Here is a 19809-nt window from a genome sequence, read left to right on the forward strand (position 1 = left end):
TCATTTGCACCAGCGCGGAGTGCACAGCGGCACCCCAAAACAAGTTCAGCGCCGTTTACGAGCGCGCGGCTCAGCCGCAGCCGCCGCAGCAGGCTTGGCCGCACCCTTGCGCGCCCCACTACGCCCATCATTGCGAGCCTCAGCGCGCGCCGCCTTAACCGGATGCGCCGGGCTAGCCATGGCCTGCGAAGGGCCGGACTTGCGGCGCGCCGGCTTGGCCGCGCGCTTGCCCGATGACTTGACCTCGCGGTCATGCCGGCGCACTTCTTCCAAGGCCTCTGCCGCGCTCATGGTGCCGCGAGTTGGCACCGCGGCGCCAGCCTTATCACGCTGAGCACGCGCCACCAGCTTTGCCTCTTCGCTGTCGTTGATCAGGCGGAAATCGATCTTGCGCGCATCCAGATCGACGCGGCTGACCTGCACCTGCACGCGGGCGCCGGTGGCGTAGCGCAGGCCGGTGCGCTCGCCGCGCAACTCCTGCCGCACTTCGTCGAACTTGAAGTACTCACCGCCCAACTCGGTGATGTGAATCATGCCCTCGACGTACAGCGCATCGAGTTGCACGAACAGGCCAAAGCTGGCCACGGCGCTGACGGTACCGGCGAACTCTTCGCCCAAATGCTCGCGCATATAGCGGCACTTGAGCCAGGCCTCGACATCACGCGAGGCCTCGTCGGCGCGGCGCTCGTTGGCGCTGCAATGGGCGCCCACGACCTCCCAGCGCTCGATCTCGGTGGAGGCCTTGGCAGGATCGATGGGCTGAGCGCGGCCCGGCCGCTTGGTCGGCATCGGCACATTCATCTTGCCGGCATCGAGGTGATAGCGCTTGTTCGCCAGAATCGACTTGATGACCCGGTGCACCAGCAGGTCGGGATAACGCCGAATCGGGCTGGTGAAGTGCGTGTAAGCCTCGTAGCTCAGGCCGAAGTGACCCGCGTTGGCGGAGGTGTACATGGCCTGCTGCATGGAGCGCAACAACATCGAGTGGATCTGGGTCGAGTCGACCCGATCCTTGGTGGCCGCGGCAATGGCCTGGTACTCCTTGGGCTTGGGATCGTCACCAATGCTCAGGCCAAGGCCCAGGGCGCGCAGATAGGCCTGCAAGGCCACGCGCTTCTCGGGCGTCGGGCCTTCGTGAACGCGGAAGAGCGAACCGTGCTTGGCATCAGCAATGAAGTCGGCGGCGCAGACATTGGCCGCCAGCATCGCCTCTTCGATCAGCTTATGTGCTTCGTTACGAGTGCGCGGGATGATCTTTTCGATGCGGCCGTTATCGTCACAGACGATTTGCGTCTCAGTCGTGTCGAAGTCAATCGCACCGCGGCGGCCACGCTCGGCCAGCAAGGCGCGATAGACCTCATGCAGATGCAGCAGATGCGGCACCAGATCGCGCCGCTTGGCAGCCTCTGGGCCGTGGGTATTGCCCAGAATCGCCGCCACCTCGTTATAGGTGAAGCGGGCATGCGAGCAGATCACCGCCGGGTAGAACTGATAGGCCTGCACCTCGCCGCTTTCGCTGACCAGCATGTCGCAGACCATCGAGAGCCGGTCTTCATTCGGGTTGAGCGAACACAGGCCGTTGGACAACTTCTCCGGCAGCATCGGAATGACGCGGCGCGGGAAGTAGACCGAGGTGGCGCGTTCGTAAGCATCACCATCTAGTGGGTCACCCGGTTTGACGTAGTGGCTCACATCCGCAATTGCCACCAGCAAGCGCCAGCCATTGAAGGCGGTCTTGCCGCGGCCCTGCTTGTGCGGCTCGCAGAACACGGCATCGTCAAAGTCGCGCGCATCTTCACCGTCGATGGTCACCAAGGGCACGTCACGCAGGTCGATGCGACCCTTCAAGTCGATGGCACGCAGCTTTTCAGGCAGCTTGGCAGCTTGAGCCAACGTTTCGGCGCTGAAGCGGTGCGGCACATCGTATTTACGCACCGCGATCTCGATCTCCATGCCGGGGTCGTCGATCTCACCCAAGACCTCCACCACACGACCCACCGGCTGGGAGTACAGCGACGGCGGCTCGATCAATTCAACCGCCACCACCTGCCCGGCCGTCGCATTGGCCGTGCCGTTCTTGGGGATCAGGATGTCCTGGCCCATGCGCTTGTCTTCGGGCGCCACCAGCCAAATGCCCGATTCCAGCAGCAGGCGGCCGATGATGGGCTTCTTCTTGCGCTCGAGAATCTCCAGCACCTTGCCTTCGGGCCGGCCACGCTTGTCATAGCGAGTGATGCGCACCCGCAGGCGGTCGCCGTGCATGACGGCATGCATCTCCTGCTGCGGCAGATAGATGTCCTGCAGGCCCTCGTCGGGGATCAAAAAGCCATGTCCGTCGCGATGACCTTGCAAGGTGCCGTCGACTTCGCTAAGCAGGCTGGCACCTTCTTGCGGGGACTGACTTGCGTTCTTAAAGTTTTTGATGATAGAATCCTTGTCTTTCCTGAAACGTTAAAACAATTCCTGAAAAGAAGCTGTTTTAAACCTTGCCCAGGTGGCGGAATTGGTAGACGCACTAGTTTCAGGTACTAGCGGGTAACTCCGTGGAGGTTCGAGTCCTCTCCTGGGCACCAAATTTCTCAAAAGCCAACGCCCATGCGTTGGCTTTTGTTTTTGTTTTTGTTGGAACTGTTTTTGATGGCCGCGAACATGCGGCCATTTTGCTTTGTGTCCGCGCCTTTGCCAGGCGAAACAGCGATGCAGGCGCAAATTTTTCTTGATCACCCCGCAATAAACAACAAGCCGACGGCACTTGCGTGCGGTCGGCTTGTTTGTCATTGCTGAAGATCAAAAGCGTGTGGCGCTCTAGTTCAGACAACGAATTTCTTGGCCAGGGCGTCCGGGCGCATATCGTCGTATTCCTCGAAGGGTTGATGGATCCAGGGGCTGGTATCCAGCATCTCGACGTAATAGTCCGGCGTGTAGCTCGACACACCCTTGGTCCAGATCACCGCCGAGCGCAGCTCGCTGATCGAAGGCATGCCACGCAGGCGCTCGACCACGGCCTTGAGCGTGACGCCCGAATCCGCCAAGTCATCCACCAGCAGCACGCGGCCGGCCAGCTCGCCCTTGGGCATGGTGATGTATTTGGCGATGTCCAGGCGACCCTGGATGGTGCCGGCTTCGGCGCGGTAAGAGCTGGTGGACATGATGCCCAGCGGCTTATCGAACACGCGCGAGAGCACGTCGCCGGGGCGCATGCCACCACGGGCCAGGCACAGAATCTGGTCAAACTCCCAGCCGGAGGCATGGATCTTCAGCGCCAAGCGCTCGGTGAGCATGTGGTACTCATCCCAGGACACGTACAAGTGCTTGCCGTCGTCGGTCAACATGATGGGGGAACTCCTGTAAATCTAGTGAATGCGAATCAGGCGACGGCGCCCACATAGGGGTGACGCAGCAGAATCGTGTGTTCGCGGTCGGGGCCGGTGGAGACCATGTCTATCGGCGCGCCGATGACTTCCTTGATGCGCTCGAGGTAACGGCGCGCATTGACGGGCAGCTTGTCCCACTCAGTGACGCCGAAAGTGGTTTCGGTCCAGCCGGGGAAGGTTTCGTAGACCGGCACGCACGCCGCGATCTCATCGCCGTCCAAGGGCAGGATGTCGAACTGGCGGCCATCCATCTCGTAGCCCACGCACATCTTGATCTCGCTCAGGCCGTCCAGCACGTCGAGCTTGGTGATGCACAAGCCGGTGATGCCGTTGATGATGACCGAACGCTTCAGCGCAGCGGCATCAAACCAGCCGCAACGGCGAGCCCGGCCGGTGACCGTGCCTCGCTCTTGGCCGACGGTGGCGAGGTGATAGCCCACCGTGCCTTCTTTTTCCCACTCCAGCTCGGTCGGGAACGGGCCCGAACCCACGCGGGTGGTGTATGCCTTGGTGATGCCCAGCATGTAGTGCAGCATTTGCGGGCCAACGCCGGCGCCAGCAGCAGCATTGCCGGCCACGCAGTTGCTCGAGGTCACATAGGGGTAGGTGCCGTGGTCAATGTCCAGCAGCGTGCCTTGCGCGCCTTCGAACAAGATGTTGGCGCCCGCCAGATGGGCCTTGTGGATCATGTAGCCCACGTCGGCCATCATCGGCTTGATCAGCTCGGCCATCTTCATGGCTTGATCGAAGATGGGCTGGAATTCCAGCGCCGTCGAGTTCAGATAACCCGACAAGGCGAAGTTGTGCAACTCCAGCAACTCACGCAGCTTCTTGGCGAAGCGCTCGGGGTGCTTCAGGTCCTGCACGCGCAGAGCGCGGCGCGCCACCTTGTCTTCGTAGGCTGGGCCAATGCCCTTGCCGGTGGTGCCGATCTTGCCGCTGCCGCTGCTTTCACGCAGGGCTTCGCGAGCCTTGTCCACTTCCACATGGAAGGGCAGGATCAGCGGGCAGGACTCGCTGATGAAGAGGCGCGAACGCACTTCCACACCGGCTTTTTCCAGGCGCTCAATTTCGCTCAGCAAGTGGGTGGGATCCACCACCACGCCATTGCCGATATAGCAGGCCACGCCGTCGCGCATGATGCCCGAGGGGATCAGTTGCAAGGCCGTTTTCACGCCCTTGATGACCAAGGTGTGGCCAGCGTTGTGGCCGCCCTGGAAGCGCACCACGCCTTGGGCGTGATCGGTCATCCAGTCAACAACCTTGCCCTTGCCTTCGTCACCCCATTGGGTGCCAACCACCACCACATTGCGGCCGCGGGAGATTTCGCTATTCATCTTGCTCATTCCGATGATCAAAAAAATTAGGTCAGGTCAGCAGCGCAGCTTTTCAAAGCGCGCGTGCCACCCACTGTTGGTCGACCAGCACCAATTCGCGGTCGCAATCAAATTCGTCACCTTCGTGCTCATGGCCAGGCAACATGCACACCACGGTCTCACCCGCCTCGCGCAGGCGACGCACCGCCGCACGCAGGCCGGCATCTTCACCCCAGGGCGCCCGCACGGCGGCACGCAAGGGGCTGCTGGGCGTCAGGGCCACCAGCGTCTTCAAATCCAGGCTGAAGCCCACCGCTGGACGGCGGCGACCGAACACCGCGCCCACCTCGTCGTAACGGCCGCCGCGCAGCACTGCATCACTGGAACCTTGGGCATAGAGCGCAAAGCGCACGCCGCTGTAGTAGGCATAGCCAGTCAGGTCGGCCAGATCGAAGCTCAGGCGCATCTCGGGATGCGTCAACTGCAAATGCTTGGCCAGCCATTGCAAGTCATTGAGGGCCGCGGTGATCTCGGGGTGCGCAGGCAAGCTAGCCCGCGCGCGCTCCAAAACCTCCACGCCGCCATACAAAGACAACAGGGTTTGCAGACCTTGCAACACCGTGGCCGGCAACTGCGCCGACATGGCTTGCACAGCCGGTGCGTCCTTGGTGGCGAGTGCCGTCACCAGGCTTTGCAAATCGGCTGGCTTGAGCTTCACATCACCCAAGACGCCGCGCACCAGACGGGCATCGCCCAAGTCCAAGGTGGCACCTTGCAGGCCCGCACGGCGCACAACCTCCAGCGCCATCTCCTGGACTTCCAAGTCGGCTTCCAGGCCGGCATGGCCATAGATTTCAGCGCCGAACTGCAGCGGCTCACGCGTGGCATGCAGGCCAGCCGGGCGGGTGTGCACCACCGGGCCGCAGTAGCACAAGCGGGTCACGCCGGCTCGGTTGAGCAAATGCGCATCGATGCGCGCAACTTGTGGGGTGGTGTCGGCACGCAGACCCAAGGAGCGGCCTGACAACTGATCGACCAGTTTGAAGGTCTTCAGATCGAGCTCATGGCCGGCGCCGGAGAGCAGCGATTCCAGATGCTCCAGCAGCGGCGGCATGACCAACTCACAGCCGTAGGTGCGCGCCATGTCCAGCAACTCACGCCGCATCTCTTCGATACGACGCGCCTGGGAGGGCAGAACGTCAGCAAGATGCTCGGGTAGCAACCAAGCAGAGGCCATGTGAATTTTCGCCAGCGGTTAAAAACGGCATTGTACCGGCCCAAAGGCCAGATTCACTGCCAGACCAGTGCCAGCAACAGGGCTCCCGCCAAAATGCTTGACAAACCGACGAAGCGAATCTGCCCGTCCGTCATGCCCAGCATACGAGCGAACACCTGACGCCACAGGGTCGGATTGATCAAGGGCAACAGGCCCTCGATCACCAACATCAGCGCCAAGGCACCGAAGATCAGATCGGTCGACACCTCGGGCTTAAGCCTTATTTACGCGGCGCAGGTGCAGGTGCGGCGTTGGCGCCAGCGCCACGCATGGCCTTGAAGAAGTCACTGTTGGGGTCCAGCACCATCACGTCCGACTTGTTGCGGAAGGTGTTGCGATAGGCTTCCAGCGAGCGATAGAACTGGGCGAATTGCGGGTCGCGGCCGAAGGACTCAGCGTAGATCGCCGACGCCCTGGCATCACCCTCACCCTTGATCTTTTGCGCGTCACGATAGGCTTCCGCGACGATCACTTCACGCTGACGATCAGCATCGGCGCGAACCTTTTCGCCTTCAGCACCACCGGTAGAACGTGCCTCATTGGCCACGCGCAGACGCTCGGACTTCATGCGGTTGTAGACCGAATCAGTGATGTTGGCAGCGAAGTCCACGCGCTTGATGCGCACGTCCAGAATCTCGATACCGAACTGCTTGGCTTCGTCCACCAAGCGGGCGCGCACATCGTTCATCACCTTCTCACGCTCGGTGGCCAATACGGCCAGCACGGTGCGCTTGGTGACTTCTTCGTTGAAGGCCGCCTGCACCACTGGGCTCAGTCGGTTTTCAACGTTACGCATATTGGCGCCGTTGTTGCGGATGAATTGACGCGGCTCGGCCACACGCCACTTCACCAGCCAATCGATCACCAAGCTCTTCTTTTCAGCGGTAAAGATAGGGCGCGACTCAGGGCTGTCCAGCGTTTGCACACGGCGATCCAGGAAGACCACGTTTTGCAGCGGCGGCGGCATCTTGAACTTGAGGCCAGGCTCGGTGACGACTTCCTTGATTTCACCGAGTGAGTAGACGACGGCAAACTGGCGCTGATCCAGGATGAACAGCATGGAGCTGGCCACCATGAAAGCGACCAGAGCACCCGCGACGATGGCGGCAATACGATTCATGTCTTTATCTCCCGGCTCTATCAGCGGCCGTCACGGCTACGCAGGCCGTCACGTGATCTCAGGTCATTGGCGCCGGTGCTGGGCGCCGGGCTCTCGGTAGCTGGGCTCACCACGACCGGTGGCGACACCGTCACATTGCCCGCACCGGTCTGCTGAATCAGCTTATCGAGCGGCAAATACAGCAGGTTCGAGCCGCTGCGGCTGTCCACCATCACCTTGCTGACATTCGAATAGACCTGCTGCATGGTGTCGATGTAGAGGCGATCACGCGTCACCGCGGGGGCCTTTTGGTACTCAGCCAGCACGCTCTTGAAGCGCTGCGCATCACCTTCGGCCTGAGCCACGACGCGGGATTTGTAGCCCTCGGCTTCTTCCATCAAGCGCGCCGACGTACCTTGCGCCTTCGGAATCACATCGTTGGCATAGGCCTGGCCTTCGTTCTTTAGACGCTCGCGGTCGGCGCCGGCCTTGAATGCATCGTCAAACGCCGCCTGCACCTGCTCGGGCGGGGCCACGTTCTGCACATTGACGCTCTTAACCAAGATGCCGGACTTCAGGCGATCCAACTGCGCCTGCACCGACTGCACCAGCTCAACGGCGATGGCGTCGCGCTGCTCATAAAGCACCGAGTCCATCTTGCTCTTGCCAACGATCTCGCGCACGGCCGACTCGGCCGCCAGCACCACGGCTTCGTCGGGGTTGCGGTTCTCGAACAGATAGTCACGCGCGTTCTTCAGCACGTACTGCACGGTGAAACGGATGTCGACGATGTTCTCGTCCTGGGTCAGCATCGAGGAGTCGCGCAGGCCGGACGAAGGCACGACGATGGCGCGCCCCACTTCCACTTGCTGCAACTGGGTGACCGAGATCACCTCCACCGCTTGGAAGGGGTAAGGCAGGCGCCACTGGAAGCCGGCCTCGACCGTCTTGCTGTACTTGCCGAAGGACGTGACCACGCCTTGCTGACCTTCTTGCACGATGAAGAAGCCGCTGCCCAACCAGCCCAGCACCACCACACCCGCGATCAGCGCCGCGCCGATGCCGGCGCTCTTCATATCGGGCTGGAAGTTGGGGTTGTTATTGCCGTTGTTGTTATTGCCACCGGGCTTGTCATTGCCGCCGTTGCCGCCACCGAACATGCCGGACAACTTCTTGTTGAAGTCACGCCACAACTCGTCCAAATCGGGCGGGCCGTCATTGCGGCCATTGTTCAGCAAGCGCCCTTCTTGCCAGCCGCGCGGCATCAGCTTGAAGGCGGCGCCGGCGATCAAGGCCTGGGCGGCGAGTGCTACGGCTTTGACTTGCCCACCCGGGGTGGTCGTCAGCGGCCGCGCACGGCTCACGGGCTCAAAGGTATTCATGCTCATGCCTGTGTAGGGAATGGGTCAGCCGCATCCGGATCGGAGTCAGCCAAAGGGTTTTGCTCGGAATCAAAGTCCATCCCGCCAGCTTGGGGAGATGTGCGGAAATTCAAGTCGCGCGGATCGCGGGGGTCACCGCTTGCGTCGCTAGGCGCACGCTGCATGGCCAGCACGATTTGTTCGCGCAAGATATCGAGGCCGGTGCCGTCCAGCGCGCTGACAAAAACGCGCGGCACGCGCACCGCACCGCCCTGCCCCACATCGGGCCGCTCCAGCCAGTCCATGGCTTCGCGCGGGCGCTGGTCTTCTTCCAGCATGTCTTGCTTGTTGTAGACCAGAATCTGCGGAATGCCGGCGGCGTCAATTTCAGCCAACACGCGCTCGACTTCGCGCATCTGCTCATCCAAGTTCGGCGAGGCGGCATCCACCACATGCAAAAGCAAGTCGGCGTCGGCCGCTTCCTGCAACGTGGCGCGGAAGGCCTCGACCAATTTGTGCGGCAGGTCGCGGATGAAACCCACTGTGTCGGACAGCGACACGCTCATGCCAGCCTGTTCCAGGTACAGCGAGCGGGTGGTCGTGTCCAGCGTGGCAAAAAGTTGGTCGGCCGCGTAGCTGCGCGCCTTCACCAAAGCATTGAACAGGGTCGACTTGCCCGCATTGGTATAGCCAACCAAGGAGACGCGGAAGACGCTGTTACGGGCCCGCGCGCGCTGCTGGGTGCTGCGCTGGCGCTGCACCTTCTTGAGCTTGTCTTTGATGGTCTTGATGCGGTCGTCGATCATGCGCCGATCCAGCTCGATTTGCGCCTCACCGGGGCCGCCGCGCATGCCGATGCCGCCGCTTTGCCGCTCCAAGTGGCTCCAGCGCCGCACCAGGCGCGTGGCCAGGTATTGCAGTCGGGCCAATTCCACCTGCATCTTGCCTTCATGGCTCTTGGCGCGGGCAGCAAAAATCTCCAAGATCAAGGCCGTGCGGTCAGCGACGGGCACGCCGAGCACGCGCTCCAGATTGCGCTGCTGTGCCGGCGAAATCGCCTGGTCGAACAGCACGGTATGGGCTTGGTGCGCTTGCACCAGCAGCTTGATCTCATCAGCCTTGCCGGAGCCAACAAACAGCGCCGCATCGGGCGCCTGGCGCTTGGCGATGACGCGTGCCACCGGTGTATCACCGGCCGATTCAGCCAGCAGGGCCAGCTCGTCCAGGGTCGCGTCAAAGGTCGAACCCTTGGCGTTGCGGCCGAAATCAACGCCGACAAGAATGGCGCGCGCCGCCTCAGAGGGCGGCGTCGCGGTGGGGAAAGAAGCAGTGGAAGCGGATGAACTCAAGGTGTCTTTGTTTTGGGCCAGCCCAGTCAGCAAACAACCCGCCCGCCTGCTTTTGCTTCAAGTGCTAACGCCGAGTTAGGCGACAGCATTTCAGGCGAGGCAGGCTGGGGCGGGTCGCCGGATTCAAGCAGCGTCGTCGGCCGCGTCAGCGGTGTGGAAATTCACGGCACGGCCTGGCACCACAGTCGAAATGGCGTGCTTGTAGACCATCTGGGTCACGGTGTTGCGCAGCAGCACCACATACTGGTCGAACGATTCGATGTGGCCTTGCAACTTGATGCCGTTAACCAAGTAGATGGAGACCGGAACATGCTCTTTGCGCAGCAGGTTCAGGAAGGGGTCTTGCAAGAGTTGGCCTTTATTGCTCACGATATGCTCCGTGTTGTGAGAGGGATAAACAAACGAGTTCGAACTAACGGTTTCCACCTTAACACAGGGTAAGCCTCAGTGCTGCCGGCGGGGCGGGAGGTGACGGGGTCACTCCTTGTCCGCGAAAGGATTCTTGGAGGAACGCATCTCGATCCGCAGCGGCGTGCCGACCAATTTGTAGTGCGCGCGAATGCGGCCTTCCAGGTAGCGTTTGTAGACCTCGGTCACGCCTTCCAGCGAATTGCCGTGCACGATCACCAGCGGCGGGTTCATACCGCCCTGGTGGGCGTAACGCAGCTTGGGACGATAGTGTCCGCTGCGCTTGGGCGTTTGGTGCTCCACCGCCTCTTGAATCAGGCGGGTGAGCACCGGCGTGGTCATCTTTTTGTAGGCCGAGGAATAGGCGTCAGCCAAGGCGCCCCACAGCGGGCCCAGACCCTGACGCTTCAAGGCCGAGATGTGCAGCACGGGCGCGAACTTCATGAAGGCCAAGCGCTGCTCGATGGAGCGTGCCAGCAACTCGCGCTGATAGCTGTCGATGGCATCCCATTTGTTGATGGCAATCACCACCGCGCGGCCGCTTTCCAGCACATAGCCGGCGATGTGCGCGTCTTGGTCCGACACACCCTGGGTGGCGTCGATCAGCAACAGCACCACATTGGCGTCGGCAATGGCTTGCAGAGTCTTGACCACCGAGAACTTCTCGATCGCCTCAAACACCTTGCCCTTGCGGCGCAGACCGGCCGTGTCGACCAACTGGAACTGCTGGCCATTGCGCTCGAAGGGCACGGCAATCGCGTCGCGCGTGGTGCCGGGCATATCGAACGCCACCAGGCGCTCTTCGCCCAGCCAGGTATTGATCAGCGTGCTCTTGCCCACGTTCGGGCGGCCGGCCACGGCCAGGCGGATCACGCCGTCCGGCGCGGCGCCGGATTCGCCGTCTTCCTCTTCCGCGAATTCGAAAGGTTCGAGCACGATGTCGAGCAGGCTGCGAATGCCCTGGCCGTGCGCGGCCGAGATCGGGATCGGGTTGCCCATGCCGAGTTCATGGAACTCCGCCAACAGTGGCGACTCGCTCATGCCCTCGGCCTTGTTGACGGCCACGAACACGCGCTTGCTGGCCTGGCGCAGATAGCGGGCGATGTCGGAGTCTTGCGCCGACAGGCCCAAGCGCACATCCACCACAAAAATCACCACATCCGCCTCGGCCACGGCCTGGCGGGTCTGCTTGGCCATTTCCTTGACGATGCCTGTCGTGCTGTCGGGCTCGAAGCCGCCGGTGTCAATCACGATGTACTCGCGATTACCGATGCGGCCATCGCCGTAATGGCGATCGCGGGTCAAACCGGCGAAGTCAGCCACGATGGCATCGCGGCTCTTGGTCATCCGGTTGAACAAGGTGGACTTGCCCACATTGGGGCGCCCGACGAGTGCGATGACAGGTTTCATATTTTTCTTCTTTTAGCTGTTGACTACTGAACTACAAATTGAGGGCCGCCGGCCTGCTTACTCAGGGCGAAAGGCGTACAAACCACCCTTGCGCGTGGCGACCAACACGGTTTGCCCCAAGGCCACGGGGGCGGCAACGATGGGCGAGCCATCGGTGCTCAGGCGCAGCTGAGTCTTGCCGGTTTCGGCAGACAGGAAATGCACCTGGCCTTCAAAATCACCCACGATCACGGTGGCAGCTTGCAGCAACGGCGCGCTGAGCTTGCGGTTGAGGAATTGCTCCGCCGTCCACTGCACTTCACCGTTATTGATATTCCAGGCGGTCAGGCGATCGGAGGCATCGCCGCCAACCACCAGGCTCGCGCTGCCACCAACACCGTTGATGCCGCCGACATTGCGACTCCACTGCGCCAGGCCACGGTCAGCATTGACGCAACCCACGGCCGACTGGAAGGCACGGGCGCAGAGCAGATCACCGCTGCGGAACATTGGGCCAACCAGGTCAGCCAAACGCTCGACTTCGTTGGTGCCGCGCGGATTGGCCACGCTGGCCTCCCAACGCACAGTGCCCTTGTTCGGGTCAACCCCGGTCAGGCGTGCGCCTTGGCCGACGATCAGGGTGTCTTTGAAGGCACCGATCACACCCGGCTGCGCCAGCGTCAGCGCGTCGCCAGGACGGCGCATTTCCCACAGCTTGCGGCCCTCTTGGGCATCGAAGGCCAGAACCTGACGGTCCACCGACAGCACAAACACCCGCTCACCCGCCACCAGAGGCGCGGTGATCACCGGCGTCAGCAAGGTCTTGCGCCACAGCACGCGGCCCGCTTCCAGCACCACCAACTCGCTATTGCGGGTCACCACGGCGGCGAAGCGGCCATCGCTGCCCACACCAGCCTTGAGCTTTTGGCCGACATCGGCACGCCACAGAGGCTTGCCGTTAGCGGCTTGCAAAGCAGTCACCACACCATCGGTGCCGGCCACCACAAATTGGTCGGCCACGGCGGCGATGGAAAGCGGGAACTGCACGCTGTCCAGGCTGGTGTTCCAGACCACGCGGCCAGCGATGGCGGGCGTGATCTTTTCCAGCTCAGCGGGCTTGCTCGCTTTGTCACCACCGAAGAGGGAGCATGCCGACAACAACGCCGACACCGCCAACAGCGCCGCGCTGCGCTGCAGCTGACGACCCGAGACCCAGCTCGTCAGCCGACTCATTTGCCAGCTCCGGCGGCAGCAGCCGCTTCGTCAGGCATGGCCACACCCAAGGTGGCCAGCTTGGCTTCCACCAGGTGGCGATAGTCCTGCGTCTTGTCCATCGCGGCATGGGCCTTCAGATACTCGGCCTTGGCTTGCTCAGGCTTGCCTTGCAGCTTGAACAGATCGCCACGGCGGTCGGTCTGCAGTGCAGCAAATTCCTTGGACTTGATGCCATCCAGCGTCTTGCCGGCTTCGTCGTACTTCTTGGCGTCGAGTTGCAAGCCGGCCAGGCGCAAGCGCGCGATGTCACGGTACTCATCGGCCTTGGCGTTATCGGCGGCCCAGGCCAGGCTGGCTTGGGCGGCATCGGCATTGCCCTTGTCGAACTGCACCTTGGCGGCCTGCAGGGCGGCTTGGGCGGCGTAGGCCGTGCCGGGGTAGCGATCCTTCAGGTCGGTGAAGACGCGGCCGGCCTTGTCAGCCTCGCCCAGTTGCACCGCACGGTCCAGCTCGTCATACATGGCGGCGGCCTTGATGGCTTGGTCGCGCTGGTACCAGTTCCAGCCGGTCCAGGCGGCAAACACGGCCACGGCCAGGGTCAGGCCCCAGGTGATGAGATTGCCCCAGCGCTTCCAGAATGCCTTCAGCTGGTCTAACTGTTCTTGTTCTTCGAGATCGAGATGCGACGCCATGGATGAGAAGTTTCTTTGAATTAGCGAAAGTGGCCGGCATGAATCATCAAAGGACTCAGCCGGTCGCGATTATGAGTTGAGCAGCTCGGCCGCCCAAGCCGAGGCATCGACCATGGGTCGAATGAATTGCTCTGCCCCTTCGGCGCGCAAGGGCTTGACCGCCACCTGACCCTGGGCGACTTCGTCCTCGCCAAAGATCAGGGCGAAGGCCGCGCCACTGGCATCGGCCTTCTTGAACTGCGATTTCATGCTGCTCTGGCCAGGGTGCAAGACCACCGACACGCCGGCGGCGCGCAGCGCCTCCAGCGTCACCATCACCTGAGGCAAGCCTTTGACCGAGGGCACGATGGCATAGGCTTGCGGCACCGGGGCGCTGGGCAATACACCCACTTCTTCCAGCAGCAAGAGCATGCGCTCCATGCCCATGCCGAAGCCCACTGCCGGCGCAGCTTTGCCGCCCAGCTGTTCGATCAGGCCGTCATAGCGGCCACCACCGCAAACGGTGCCTTGCGAGCCCAGCTTGTCGGTGACCCACTCGAACACGGTCAGGTTGTAATAGTCCAGGCCACGCACCAGGCGTGGGTTGATTTGGTAGGCCACACCGGCCGCATCCAGAATGGCGCGCACGCCATTGAAGTGCGCCAGCGAGGCTTCGCCCAGGAAGTCCAGCAGCTTGGGCGCCGCATTGGCCATCGCTTGCAGAGCCGGATTCTTGGTGTCCAGCACGCGCAAGGGGTTGGTGTAAAGGCGGCGCTGGCTGTCTTCGTCCAGCAGCTCTTTGTGCTCCTCCAGATAGGCAATCAGGGCTTCGCGGTGGGCGCGGCGCTCGGCCACTTCGCCCAGGCAGTTCAACTCCAGGCGAACATGCTCACCATCCACTAGGCCCAGTTCGCGCAGCAGGCGGCTGCCCATCAGAATCACTTCGGCGTCGACGTCCGGGCCGGCAAAGCCCAGTGCTTCCACGCCCATTTGGTGGAACTGACGATAGCGGCCTTTTTGCGGCTTCTCACGCCGAAACATGGGGCCGAAGTAGTACAGGCGGCGGCCCGAGTCACGCAGATAGGAGTGCTCGATCATGGCGCGCACCACGCCAGCCGTCATCTCGGGGCGCAGGGCCAGATGCTCGGCTTGGCCATGCTTGTCGGCGCGGTCTTCGAAGGCATACATCTCCTTCTCGACGATGTCCGTCACCTCGCCAATGCCGCGCACAAACAAGGCGGTGGGCTCGACGATGGGGGTACGCACATTGGCATAACCATAGCGCTGCAAGACATTGCGCATCTTGGCTTCCAGCCATTCCCAGCGGGCCGACTCGGCCGGCAGGATGTCGTTCATGCCCTTGACCGCTTGCAGCTGGGGCAATTTTTTCGCTTGTACTTCAGTCATCAATGGCGCTCTTTGTTTTCAGGCGGATTCAGGCTGTTTGGGCCGCAGCGCCGAAACGTTTCTCGATATAGCTTTCCACCAAGGCATGGAACTCGTTGGCGATATTGTCACCACGCAGGGTCAGGGCCTTTTCACCGTCGATGAAGACCGGGGCGGCCGGCGCCTCGCCGGTGCCGGGCAGGCTGATGCCCAGGTCGGCATGCTTGCTCTCGCCGGGGCCGTTGACGATGCAGCCCATCACGGCGACCTTGAGGTTTTCCACGCCGGGGTATTTGGCACGCCAGACCGGCATCTGCGCACGCAGGAAGTCGTCGATTTGCTTGGCCAGTTCCTGGAAGGTGGTGCTGGTGGTGCGGCCGCAGCCCGGGCAGGCCGTCACGCTGGGATTAAAGGCGCGCAGACCCAGGCTTTGCAAAATCTCCAGCGCCACCACCACTTCTTGGGTGCGGGCTTCACCGGGCTGAGGCGTGAGCGAGACGCGGATGGTGTCGCCAATGCCCTCTTGCAGCAGGATGGACAGGGCCGTGGCGGAAGCCACCGTGCCCTTGGTGCCCATGCCGGCTTCGGTCAGGCCCAGATGCAGGGCGTAATCGCAACGCGCGGCGAGGGCACGGTAGACCGAGATCAGGTCCTGCACGCCGCTGACCTTGCAGCTGATGATGATGTTGTCGGGGTTCAGGCCCAGTTCACGGGCATAGGCCGCCGAGCTCAGGGCCGACTGGATCAGTGCGCGGTACATCACCTGCTTGGCATCCCAAGGCACGGCCCGCAGCGCGTTCTCGTCCATCATGCTGGCGAGCAACTCTTGATCCAGGCTGCCCCAGTTGACCCCGATGCGCACGACTTTGTCGTACTTGATCGCCGCTTCGATCATCTGGCCGAATTGGCGATCGCGCTTGTCACCCTTGCCCACATTGCCGGGGTTGATGCGGTACTTGGCCAAGGCCTGCGCCATGGCCGGGTAGTCGGTCAGCAAGCGGTGGCCGTTGTAGTGGAAGTCCCCCACCAGCGGCACATCAATGCCCATGCGGTCGAGCTGCTCGCGGATATGGGGCACCGCTTCGGCCGCTTCCGGCGTGTTGACGGTGATGCGCACCAACTCCGAGCCGGCAATCGCCAGCTCTTTGACCTGGATGGCGGTGCCGATCACATCCACCGTGTCGGTATTGGTCATGGACTGCACCCGAACCGGGGCGTCGCCACCGATGGTGACTATGCGCGAGCCCTGGCGCACTTGCGCCTGGCGCGAGCGGCGCGGGGCCGGCATGGCGGCGGCAATCGCCTGCTCGATATTGCTGTCCAAAATGATGTCGCTGCTGCTCATGATGTTCAATTCAGTTCGATGCGGGCCACGTTGTCACGTGACTGGGCTTTCAAATCCACCAAGCTGCCACGCAGGGTCAGCTCGGTACCGGCCACATTGCCAACGCGGATCTTCAGGGGCGGCGTGCCAACGAGATTCTGCTCATCGCCGGGGCGCAGCAGTTTGGAAAGCAAGACCTGACCCTTGGCATCAACCACCTCGACCCAGGATTCGTCGCTGATCTTGACGCGCAAAGGCACTTGACCAAGGCCAGGAACCGGTGCAGGCACGGGCGCGCTGGCCGTCGGCGTGGCACCCAAGGCGGGCTTGGCCGCCAATTGGGCCGTGTTCACCGGCGCCGGGCTCAATGACGAGGTCGTCAATGCCGCTGCGGCGGATGCCGGCGCATTCGCCAGCACCGGGGCATTGGTCTCGACGGATACGGCCAGGGAACTGGCACCCGGCACCACCGGCGCCAAGTCTTGAGCAGGCGCTGAAGGCGCAGCCAAAACCGGCACGCTTGCGGCGGGCACGTCGAGCGCAGGCTGGCTCTTGGCAGTCAAGTTCTGCAACCAGTCAGCGGGCATAAAAAAGACCACGGCCGCAGCCACCAGCAAGCCACCCGCGCCCAATACCACCGGGCGGCCCAGCAATTCCAGCGAAAAGCTGTCAGCGGAGCGGTCGCGGTATGGCGTATTCAAGCCACGGGACACGCTCAGAACCTTGTCCTCGCTGCTCGGCAGCATGGCCATCACCGGGCCGGCGTCAACCTTCAGCGCACGGCACATGGCTTTGGCCAGGGCGCGAACAAAAGTCATATCCGGCAGGTCCTGCCAACGGTCGCCCTCAATGGCCTCCAGCTTGGCCTGTGGCACCTTGAGCATGACGGCCAGCGCGGCGATATGCAGGCCACTTTGCTGACGCGCGGCGCGCAGATAGGCACCGGCCGACTGCGGCGCGCCGGCGCCAACTTCTGTGGCGGGCAAGTCGGTTGCCTCGGCTGCCTCGCTTGCAATAGGCCCGCTCAGATTCGAAGTCATGCGTTCATTCCCTCTTGTTCTTTTTTATTCGTCGAAGCGGCCCGCGTCCAGAGCCTTCAGCTCCGGGGACTGCGGATAGCGCTTGCGCAACTGCTGGCTCAGGTCCTCAACGCCCGCGCTGCTGCCCATGCCGCGCTCTATTTTCAATGCCAGCCAAAGGCTTTGGGCATTGCTCTGTTCGGTCTGCGCATTGACGCGGCGAATGTAGAAACGCGCGCGCTCATATTGCTGGCCGCGGTACAGCACCTCGGCCAAATTGAAGGCAACGGCTGGGCTGGCAGGATCAAATTCAAAAGCCTTCTGCAGGCTCTGCTCGGCCGCGGCCTGGCGACCTGCACGCGCCTCACAAACCCCCTTGGCCAGCCAGGTACGCGAGGGTGCGCGGTAGCTGGTCTGGGCCAGGGCACGATCAAACTGCTCTTGCGCCGCCGACCAGCGCTTTTGCTGGCACAGGATCCAGCCGTAGTTGTGCAAGGTATCCGGGTCTTGCGGATACAGATTCAAGGTGCGGCGGAAGTTGTCTTCGGCCAACTGGGTCTCACCCAGGGCGCCGTAGATCAGGCCGCGCAAATTGAGCGCTTCACGCATATCCGGCTTGATCGCCAAGACCTGCTTGACCTCGTTCAGCGCCGTGTCGTACTGGCCGCGCGAAAAGTAGCCACCGGCCAGCTCCATACGCACAGAAGCGCGGCGATCAGCGTCGGTGGAATCGAAATCGGTGCGGGGCACTTCCCGCTCATTGCCTTGCGGCGCGGCGCAACCGACCATGAGCGCGGTGGCGGCCACCATCAGCGCCAGCAAAGGTCGGGTCAAAAAATGCAAGCAAGTCGAGACAGGCGCATCGGAAACTGACGAGAAGTTTTTCATGGCGGCGGGCTGGCTGAAGAACGGAGGTTCAGGAAGGGCTCGCGCCTTTTACCACTATTGGCGCTCGCACCATGCGCACATGCACCTGGGTGCGGTCTTGCACCTCACCGGCCAACTGCCCGCAAGCTGCGTCGATATCGTCACCGCGCGTCTTGCGCACCGTGGTGATCAGGCCTGCCTGCAGCAGCACATCGGCAAAGGCCTTGACACGCTCGTTCGCACTGCGTTTCAAGCCGGAGGCCGGGAAGGGATTGAAGGGGATCAGATTGATCTTGCAGGACACATGGCCGCGCAGCAATTCCACCAAGGCATGCGCCTGCTCGGGCGTGTCATTGACGCCGTCCAGCATGCAGTACTCAAAGGTGATGAAGTCGCGCGGCGCCTTTTCCAGGTAATGGTTGCAAGCGTCCAGCAACTCAGCAATGGGGTACTTCTTGTTCAGCGGCACTAGCTGGTCGCGCAGCGGATCGGTCGGCGCGTGCAAGGACACGGCCAAAGCCACCGGGCAATCGTCACGCAGGCGCTCGATCATGGGCACCACGCCCGAGGTCGAGACCGTGACGCGGCGGCGCGACATGCCGTAGCCATGGTCGTCCAGCATCATGCGCAGCGCGGGCACCAGGGCGCTGTAGTTCTGCAGCGGCTCACCCATGCCCATCATCACCACATTGGAGATGACGCGTTCAGTCTGATTGAAGCGCTTGCGCAGGCTGTGCTCGGCGAACCAGAGTTGGGCAATGATCTCGGCAGTGTCGAGGTTGCGGCTGAAGCCTTGGTGGCCGGTGGAGCAAAAACGGCAGCCCACGGCGCAACCGGCCTGACTGGAAATGCACAAGGTGCCGCGGTCGGTTTCGGGGATGAACACCGCTTCGACCGCATTGCCGGCACCGACGTCGAACAGCCATTTGACCGTGCCGTCGGTGGAAATATGTTCGGAGATAACGGGCAGCGCCGTGACGCATGCGCGTGAGGCCAGCTTGTCGCGCAGCGACTTGGCCAGGTCGGTCATCTGATCAAAATCAGACGCACCTTTTTGATGGATCCAACGGAAAAGCTGGGTGGCGCGAAAGCGCTTCTCACCCAGCTGCTCACAGTACGCGGCCAGGCCTTCGAGGTCGAAACCGAGTAGGTTCGTGAGTCCAGGCAGGTTGACGGCTGCGTCCATGAGTCTTCAATCCTCTTGTGTCGCGCGGCCTCAAGGCCGAGGCACAAGAGGCTTTGCGACTGCCGAATTAACGGCTGTAAACATTCATGCCGGGGAAGAAGAACGCAATTTCTTGCGCTGCTGTTTCGGCGGCGTCGGAACCGTGCACGGCGTTGGCATCGATGCTGTCAGCGAAGTCAGCACGGATGGTGCCCTTCTCGGCCTTCTTCGGGTCGGTGGCGCCCATCAGATCGCGGTGCTTCAGGATGGCGTTCTCGCCTTCCAGAGCTTGGATGATGACGGGACCGGAGATCATGAAGTTGACCAGGTCGTTGAAGAAAGGACGTGCCTTGTGCACGGCGTAGAAGGCTTCAGCCTCGCCACGCGACAGGTGGGCCATCTTGGCAGCCACGATCTTCAGGCCAGCGCCTTCAAAGCGAGCGTAGATTTGGCCGATGACGTTCTTGGCGACGGCGTCGGGCTTGATGATGGACAGAGTGCGTTCGATAGCCATGGTTTTCTCCTGAAATCGGGGGGCTTAGCAAAGCCCGTGATTGTACTGTGTGAGGATGACAACGCCGCATGCAGTG

Annotated in this window: 19 protein-coding genes and 1 tRNA gene; 2 read left to right on the forward strand and 18 right to left on the reverse strand. The window is 62.3% G+C overall.

Going from position 1 to position 19809, the window contains the following annotated elements:
• Positions 1–45 precede the first annotated feature (45 nt).
• Entirely contained in the window at positions 46–2352 is a 2307-nt protein-coding gene (gene rnr, locus AT984_RS12505; RefSeq protein WP_442952144.1) for a ribonuclease R, read from the reverse strand.
• A gap of 136 nt (positions 2353–2488) precedes the next feature.
• On the opposite strand from rnr, the gene AT984_RS12510 reads away from it, so the two are divergent.
• Both AT984_RS12510 and AT984_RS23250 read left to right on the forward strand, forming a co-directional pair.
• Positions 2489–2573, forward strand: a tRNA-Leu gene (locus tag AT984_RS12510).
• A 22-nt stretch (positions 2574–2595) separates the two neighbouring features.
• A complete protein-coding gene (locus tag AT984_RS23250) occupies positions 2596–2784 on the forward strand; it encodes a hypothetical protein (RefSeq protein WP_197418062.1) in 189 nt (62 codons plus the stop codon).
• A 26-nt stretch (positions 2785–2810) separates the two neighbouring features.
• Here AT984_RS23250 and AT984_RS12515 read toward each other — a convergent pair whose 3' ends face one another.
• The 17 genes from AT984_RS12515 to ndk all read right to left on the reverse strand — a co-directional run bounded on the left by AT984_RS12515 (position 2811) and on the right by ndk (position 19733).
• Positions 2811–3332 (reverse strand): phosphoribosyltransferase, encoded by a 522-nt coding sequence (locus AT984_RS12515; RefSeq protein WP_058720380.1) that lies wholly within the window; start codon positions 3330–3332, stop codon positions 2811–2813.
• Between the two features lie 35 nt (positions 3333–3367).
• Positions 3368–4711, reverse strand: a complete 1344-nt coding sequence (locus AT984_RS12520) for an adenylosuccinate synthase (RefSeq protein WP_058722294.1) — start codon at positions 4709–4711, stop codon at positions 3368–3370.
• Positions 4712–4763: 52 nt separating this feature from the next.
• Positions 4764–5927 carry an ATP phosphoribosyltransferase regulatory subunit gene (locus tag AT984_RS12525; RefSeq protein WP_058720381.1) on the reverse strand — a complete coding sequence of 388 codons (1164 nt, stop codon included), beginning with the start codon at positions 5925–5927 and terminating at the stop codon, positions 4764–4766.
• A 53-nt stretch (positions 5928–5980) separates the two neighbouring features.
• Positions 5981–6172, reverse strand: a complete 192-nt coding sequence (locus tag AT984_RS12530) for a DUF2065 domain-containing protein (RefSeq protein WP_058720382.1) — start codon at positions 6170–6172, stop codon at positions 5981–5983.
• A 14-nt stretch (positions 6173–6186) separates the two neighbouring features.
• Positions 6187–7086, reverse strand: coding sequence for a protease modulator HflC (gene hflC / locus AT984_RS12535; RefSeq protein ID WP_058720383.1), 900 nt, complete (start codon positions 7084–7086; stop codon positions 6187–6189).
• Between the two features lie 20 nt (positions 7087–7106).
• The gene (hflK, locus tag AT984_RS12540; protein ID WP_082679995.1) at positions 7107–8447 is read right to left on the reverse strand and encodes an FtsH protease activity modulator HflK; all 1341 of its coding nucleotides are present in this window, start codon (positions 8445–8447) and stop codon (positions 7107–7109) included.
• A gap of 2 nt (positions 8448–8449) precedes the next feature.
• On the reverse strand, positions 8450–9709 hold the full coding sequence (gene hflX, locus AT984_RS12545) for a GTPase HflX (RefSeq protein WP_082680344.1): 1260 nt from the start codon (positions 9707–9709) through the stop codon (positions 8450–8452).
• 189 nt (positions 9710–9898) lie between these two features.
• Complete coding sequence (gene hfq, locus AT984_RS12550) at positions 9899–10144, reverse strand: RNA chaperone Hfq (RefSeq protein ID WP_058720384.1); 246 nt, start codon at positions 10142–10144, stop codon at positions 9899–9901.
• 108 nt (positions 10145–10252) lie between these two features.
• Positions 10253–11593 carry a ribosome biogenesis GTPase Der gene (der, locus tag AT984_RS12555; protein ID WP_058720385.1) on the reverse strand — a complete coding sequence of 447 codons (1341 nt, stop codon included), beginning with the start codon at positions 11591–11593 and terminating at the stop codon, positions 10253–10255.
• A gap of 57 nt (positions 11594–11650) precedes the next feature.
• Positions 11651–12805 carry an outer membrane protein assembly factor BamB gene (bamB, locus tag AT984_RS12560; RefSeq protein WP_231741413.1) on the reverse strand — a complete coding sequence of 385 codons (1155 nt, stop codon included), beginning with the start codon at positions 12803–12805 and terminating at the stop codon, positions 11651–11653.
• Positions 12802–13479 carry a YfgM family protein gene (locus AT984_RS12565; protein ID WP_058720386.1) on the reverse strand — a complete coding sequence of 226 codons (678 nt, stop codon included), beginning with the start codon at positions 13477–13479 and terminating at the stop codon, positions 12802–12804. The genes bamB and AT984_RS12565 overlap by 4 nt, the downstream gene beginning before the upstream one ends.
• A gap of 69 nt (positions 13480–13548) precedes the next feature.
• Positions 13549–14865: a histidine--tRNA ligase gene (gene hisS / locus AT984_RS12570; protein WP_058720387.1), complete on the reverse strand. Its 1317-nt coding sequence runs from the start codon at positions 14863–14865 to the stop codon at positions 13549–13551.
• Between the two features lie 28 nt (positions 14866–14893).
• Positions 14894–16189, reverse strand: a complete 1296-nt coding sequence (gene ispG, locus AT984_RS12575) for a flavodoxin-dependent (E)-4-hydroxy-3-methylbut-2-enyl-diphosphate synthase (RefSeq protein WP_058720388.1) — start codon at positions 16187–16189, stop codon at positions 14894–14896.
• Between the two features lie 5 nt (positions 16190–16194).
• Positions 16195–17208, reverse strand: a complete 1014-nt coding sequence (locus tag AT984_RS12580; RefSeq protein ID WP_058720389.1) for a helix-turn-helix domain-containing protein — start codon at positions 17206–17208, stop codon at positions 16195–16197.
• A gap of 24 nt (positions 17209–17232) precedes the next feature.
• Positions 17233–18021 (reverse strand): type IV pilus biogenesis/stability protein PilW, encoded by a 789-nt coding sequence (gene pilW / locus AT984_RS12585; RefSeq protein WP_058722297.1) that lies wholly within the window; start codon positions 18019–18021, stop codon positions 17233–17235.
• An 82-nt stretch (positions 18022–18103) separates the two neighbouring features.
• Positions 18104–19240 (reverse strand): 23S rRNA (adenine(2503)-C(2))-methyltransferase RlmN, encoded by a 1137-nt coding sequence (gene rlmN / locus AT984_RS12590; protein WP_058720390.1) that lies wholly within the window; start codon positions 19238–19240, stop codon positions 18104–18106.
• A gap of 67 nt (positions 19241–19307) precedes the next feature.
• The gene (gene ndk / locus AT984_RS12595) at positions 19308–19733 is read right to left on the reverse strand and encodes a nucleoside-diphosphate kinase (RefSeq protein WP_058720391.1); all 426 of its coding nucleotides are present in this window, start codon (positions 19731–19733) and stop codon (positions 19308–19310) included.
• Between the last annotated feature and the right edge of the window lie 76 nt (positions 19734–19809).

This window comes from Paucibacter sp. KCTC 42545, from assembly GCF_001477625.1.
Taxonomy (GTDB): Bacteria; Pseudomonadota; Gammaproteobacteria; order Burkholderiales; family Burkholderiaceae_C; genus Paucibacter_A.

Excerpts from the sequence above, each read along its gene's own strand:
- hflC (WP_058720383.1), bottom strand. The coding sequence starts at position 7,086 with ATGAATCGTATTGCCGCCATCGTCGCGGGTGCTCTGGTCGCTTTCATG.
- AT984_RS12580 (WP_058720389.1), bottom strand. The coding sequence starts at position 17,208 with ATGACTTCGAATCTGAGCGGGCCTATTGCAAGCGAGGCAGCCGAGGCA.
- der (WP_058720385.1), bottom strand. The coding sequence starts at position 11,593 with ATGAAACCTGTCATCGCACTCGTCGGGCGCCCCAATGTGGGCAAGTCC.
- ispG (WP_058720388.1), bottom strand. The coding sequence starts at position 16,189 with ATGAGCAGCAGCGACATCATTTTGGACAGCAATATCGAGCAGGCGATT.
- hisS (WP_058720387.1), bottom strand. The coding sequence starts at position 14,865 with ATGACTGAAGTACAAGCGAAAAAATTGCCCCAGCTGCAAGCGGTCAAG.
- bamB (WP_231741413.1), bottom strand. The coding sequence starts at position 12,805 with ATGAGTCGGCTGACGAGCTGGGTCTCGGGTCGTCAGCTGCAGCGCAGC.
- AT984_RS12525 (WP_058720381.1), bottom strand. The coding sequence starts at position 5,927 with ATGGCCTCTGCTTGGTTGCTACCCGAGCATCTTGCTGACGTTCTGCCC.
- AT984_RS23250 (WP_197418062.1), top strand. The coding sequence starts at position 2,596 with ATGCGTTGGCTTTTGTTTTTGTTTTTGTTGGAACTGTTTTTGATGGCC.
- AT984_RS12515 (WP_058720380.1), bottom strand. The coding sequence starts at position 3,332 with ATGTTGACCGACGACGGCAAGCACTTGTACGTGTCCTGGGATGAGTAC.
- AT984_RS12520 (WP_058722294.1), bottom strand. The coding sequence starts at position 4,711 with ATGAATAGCGAAATCTCCCGCGGCCGCAATGTGGTGGTGGTTGGCACC.
- ndk (WP_058720391.1), bottom strand. The coding sequence starts at position 19,733 with ATGGCTATCGAACGCACTCTGTCCATCATCAAGCCCGACGCCGTCGCC.
- rlmN (WP_058720390.1), bottom strand. The coding sequence starts at position 19,240 with ATGGACGCAGCCGTCAACCTGCCTGGACTCACGAACCTACTCGGTTTC.
- AT984_RS12565 (WP_058720386.1), bottom strand. The coding sequence starts at position 13,479 with ATGGCGTCGCATCTCGATCTCGAAGAACAAGAACAGTTAGACCAGCTG.
- hflK (WP_082679995.1), bottom strand. The coding sequence starts at position 8,447 with ATGAATACCTTTGAGCCCGTGAGCCGTGCGCGGCCGCTGACGACCACC.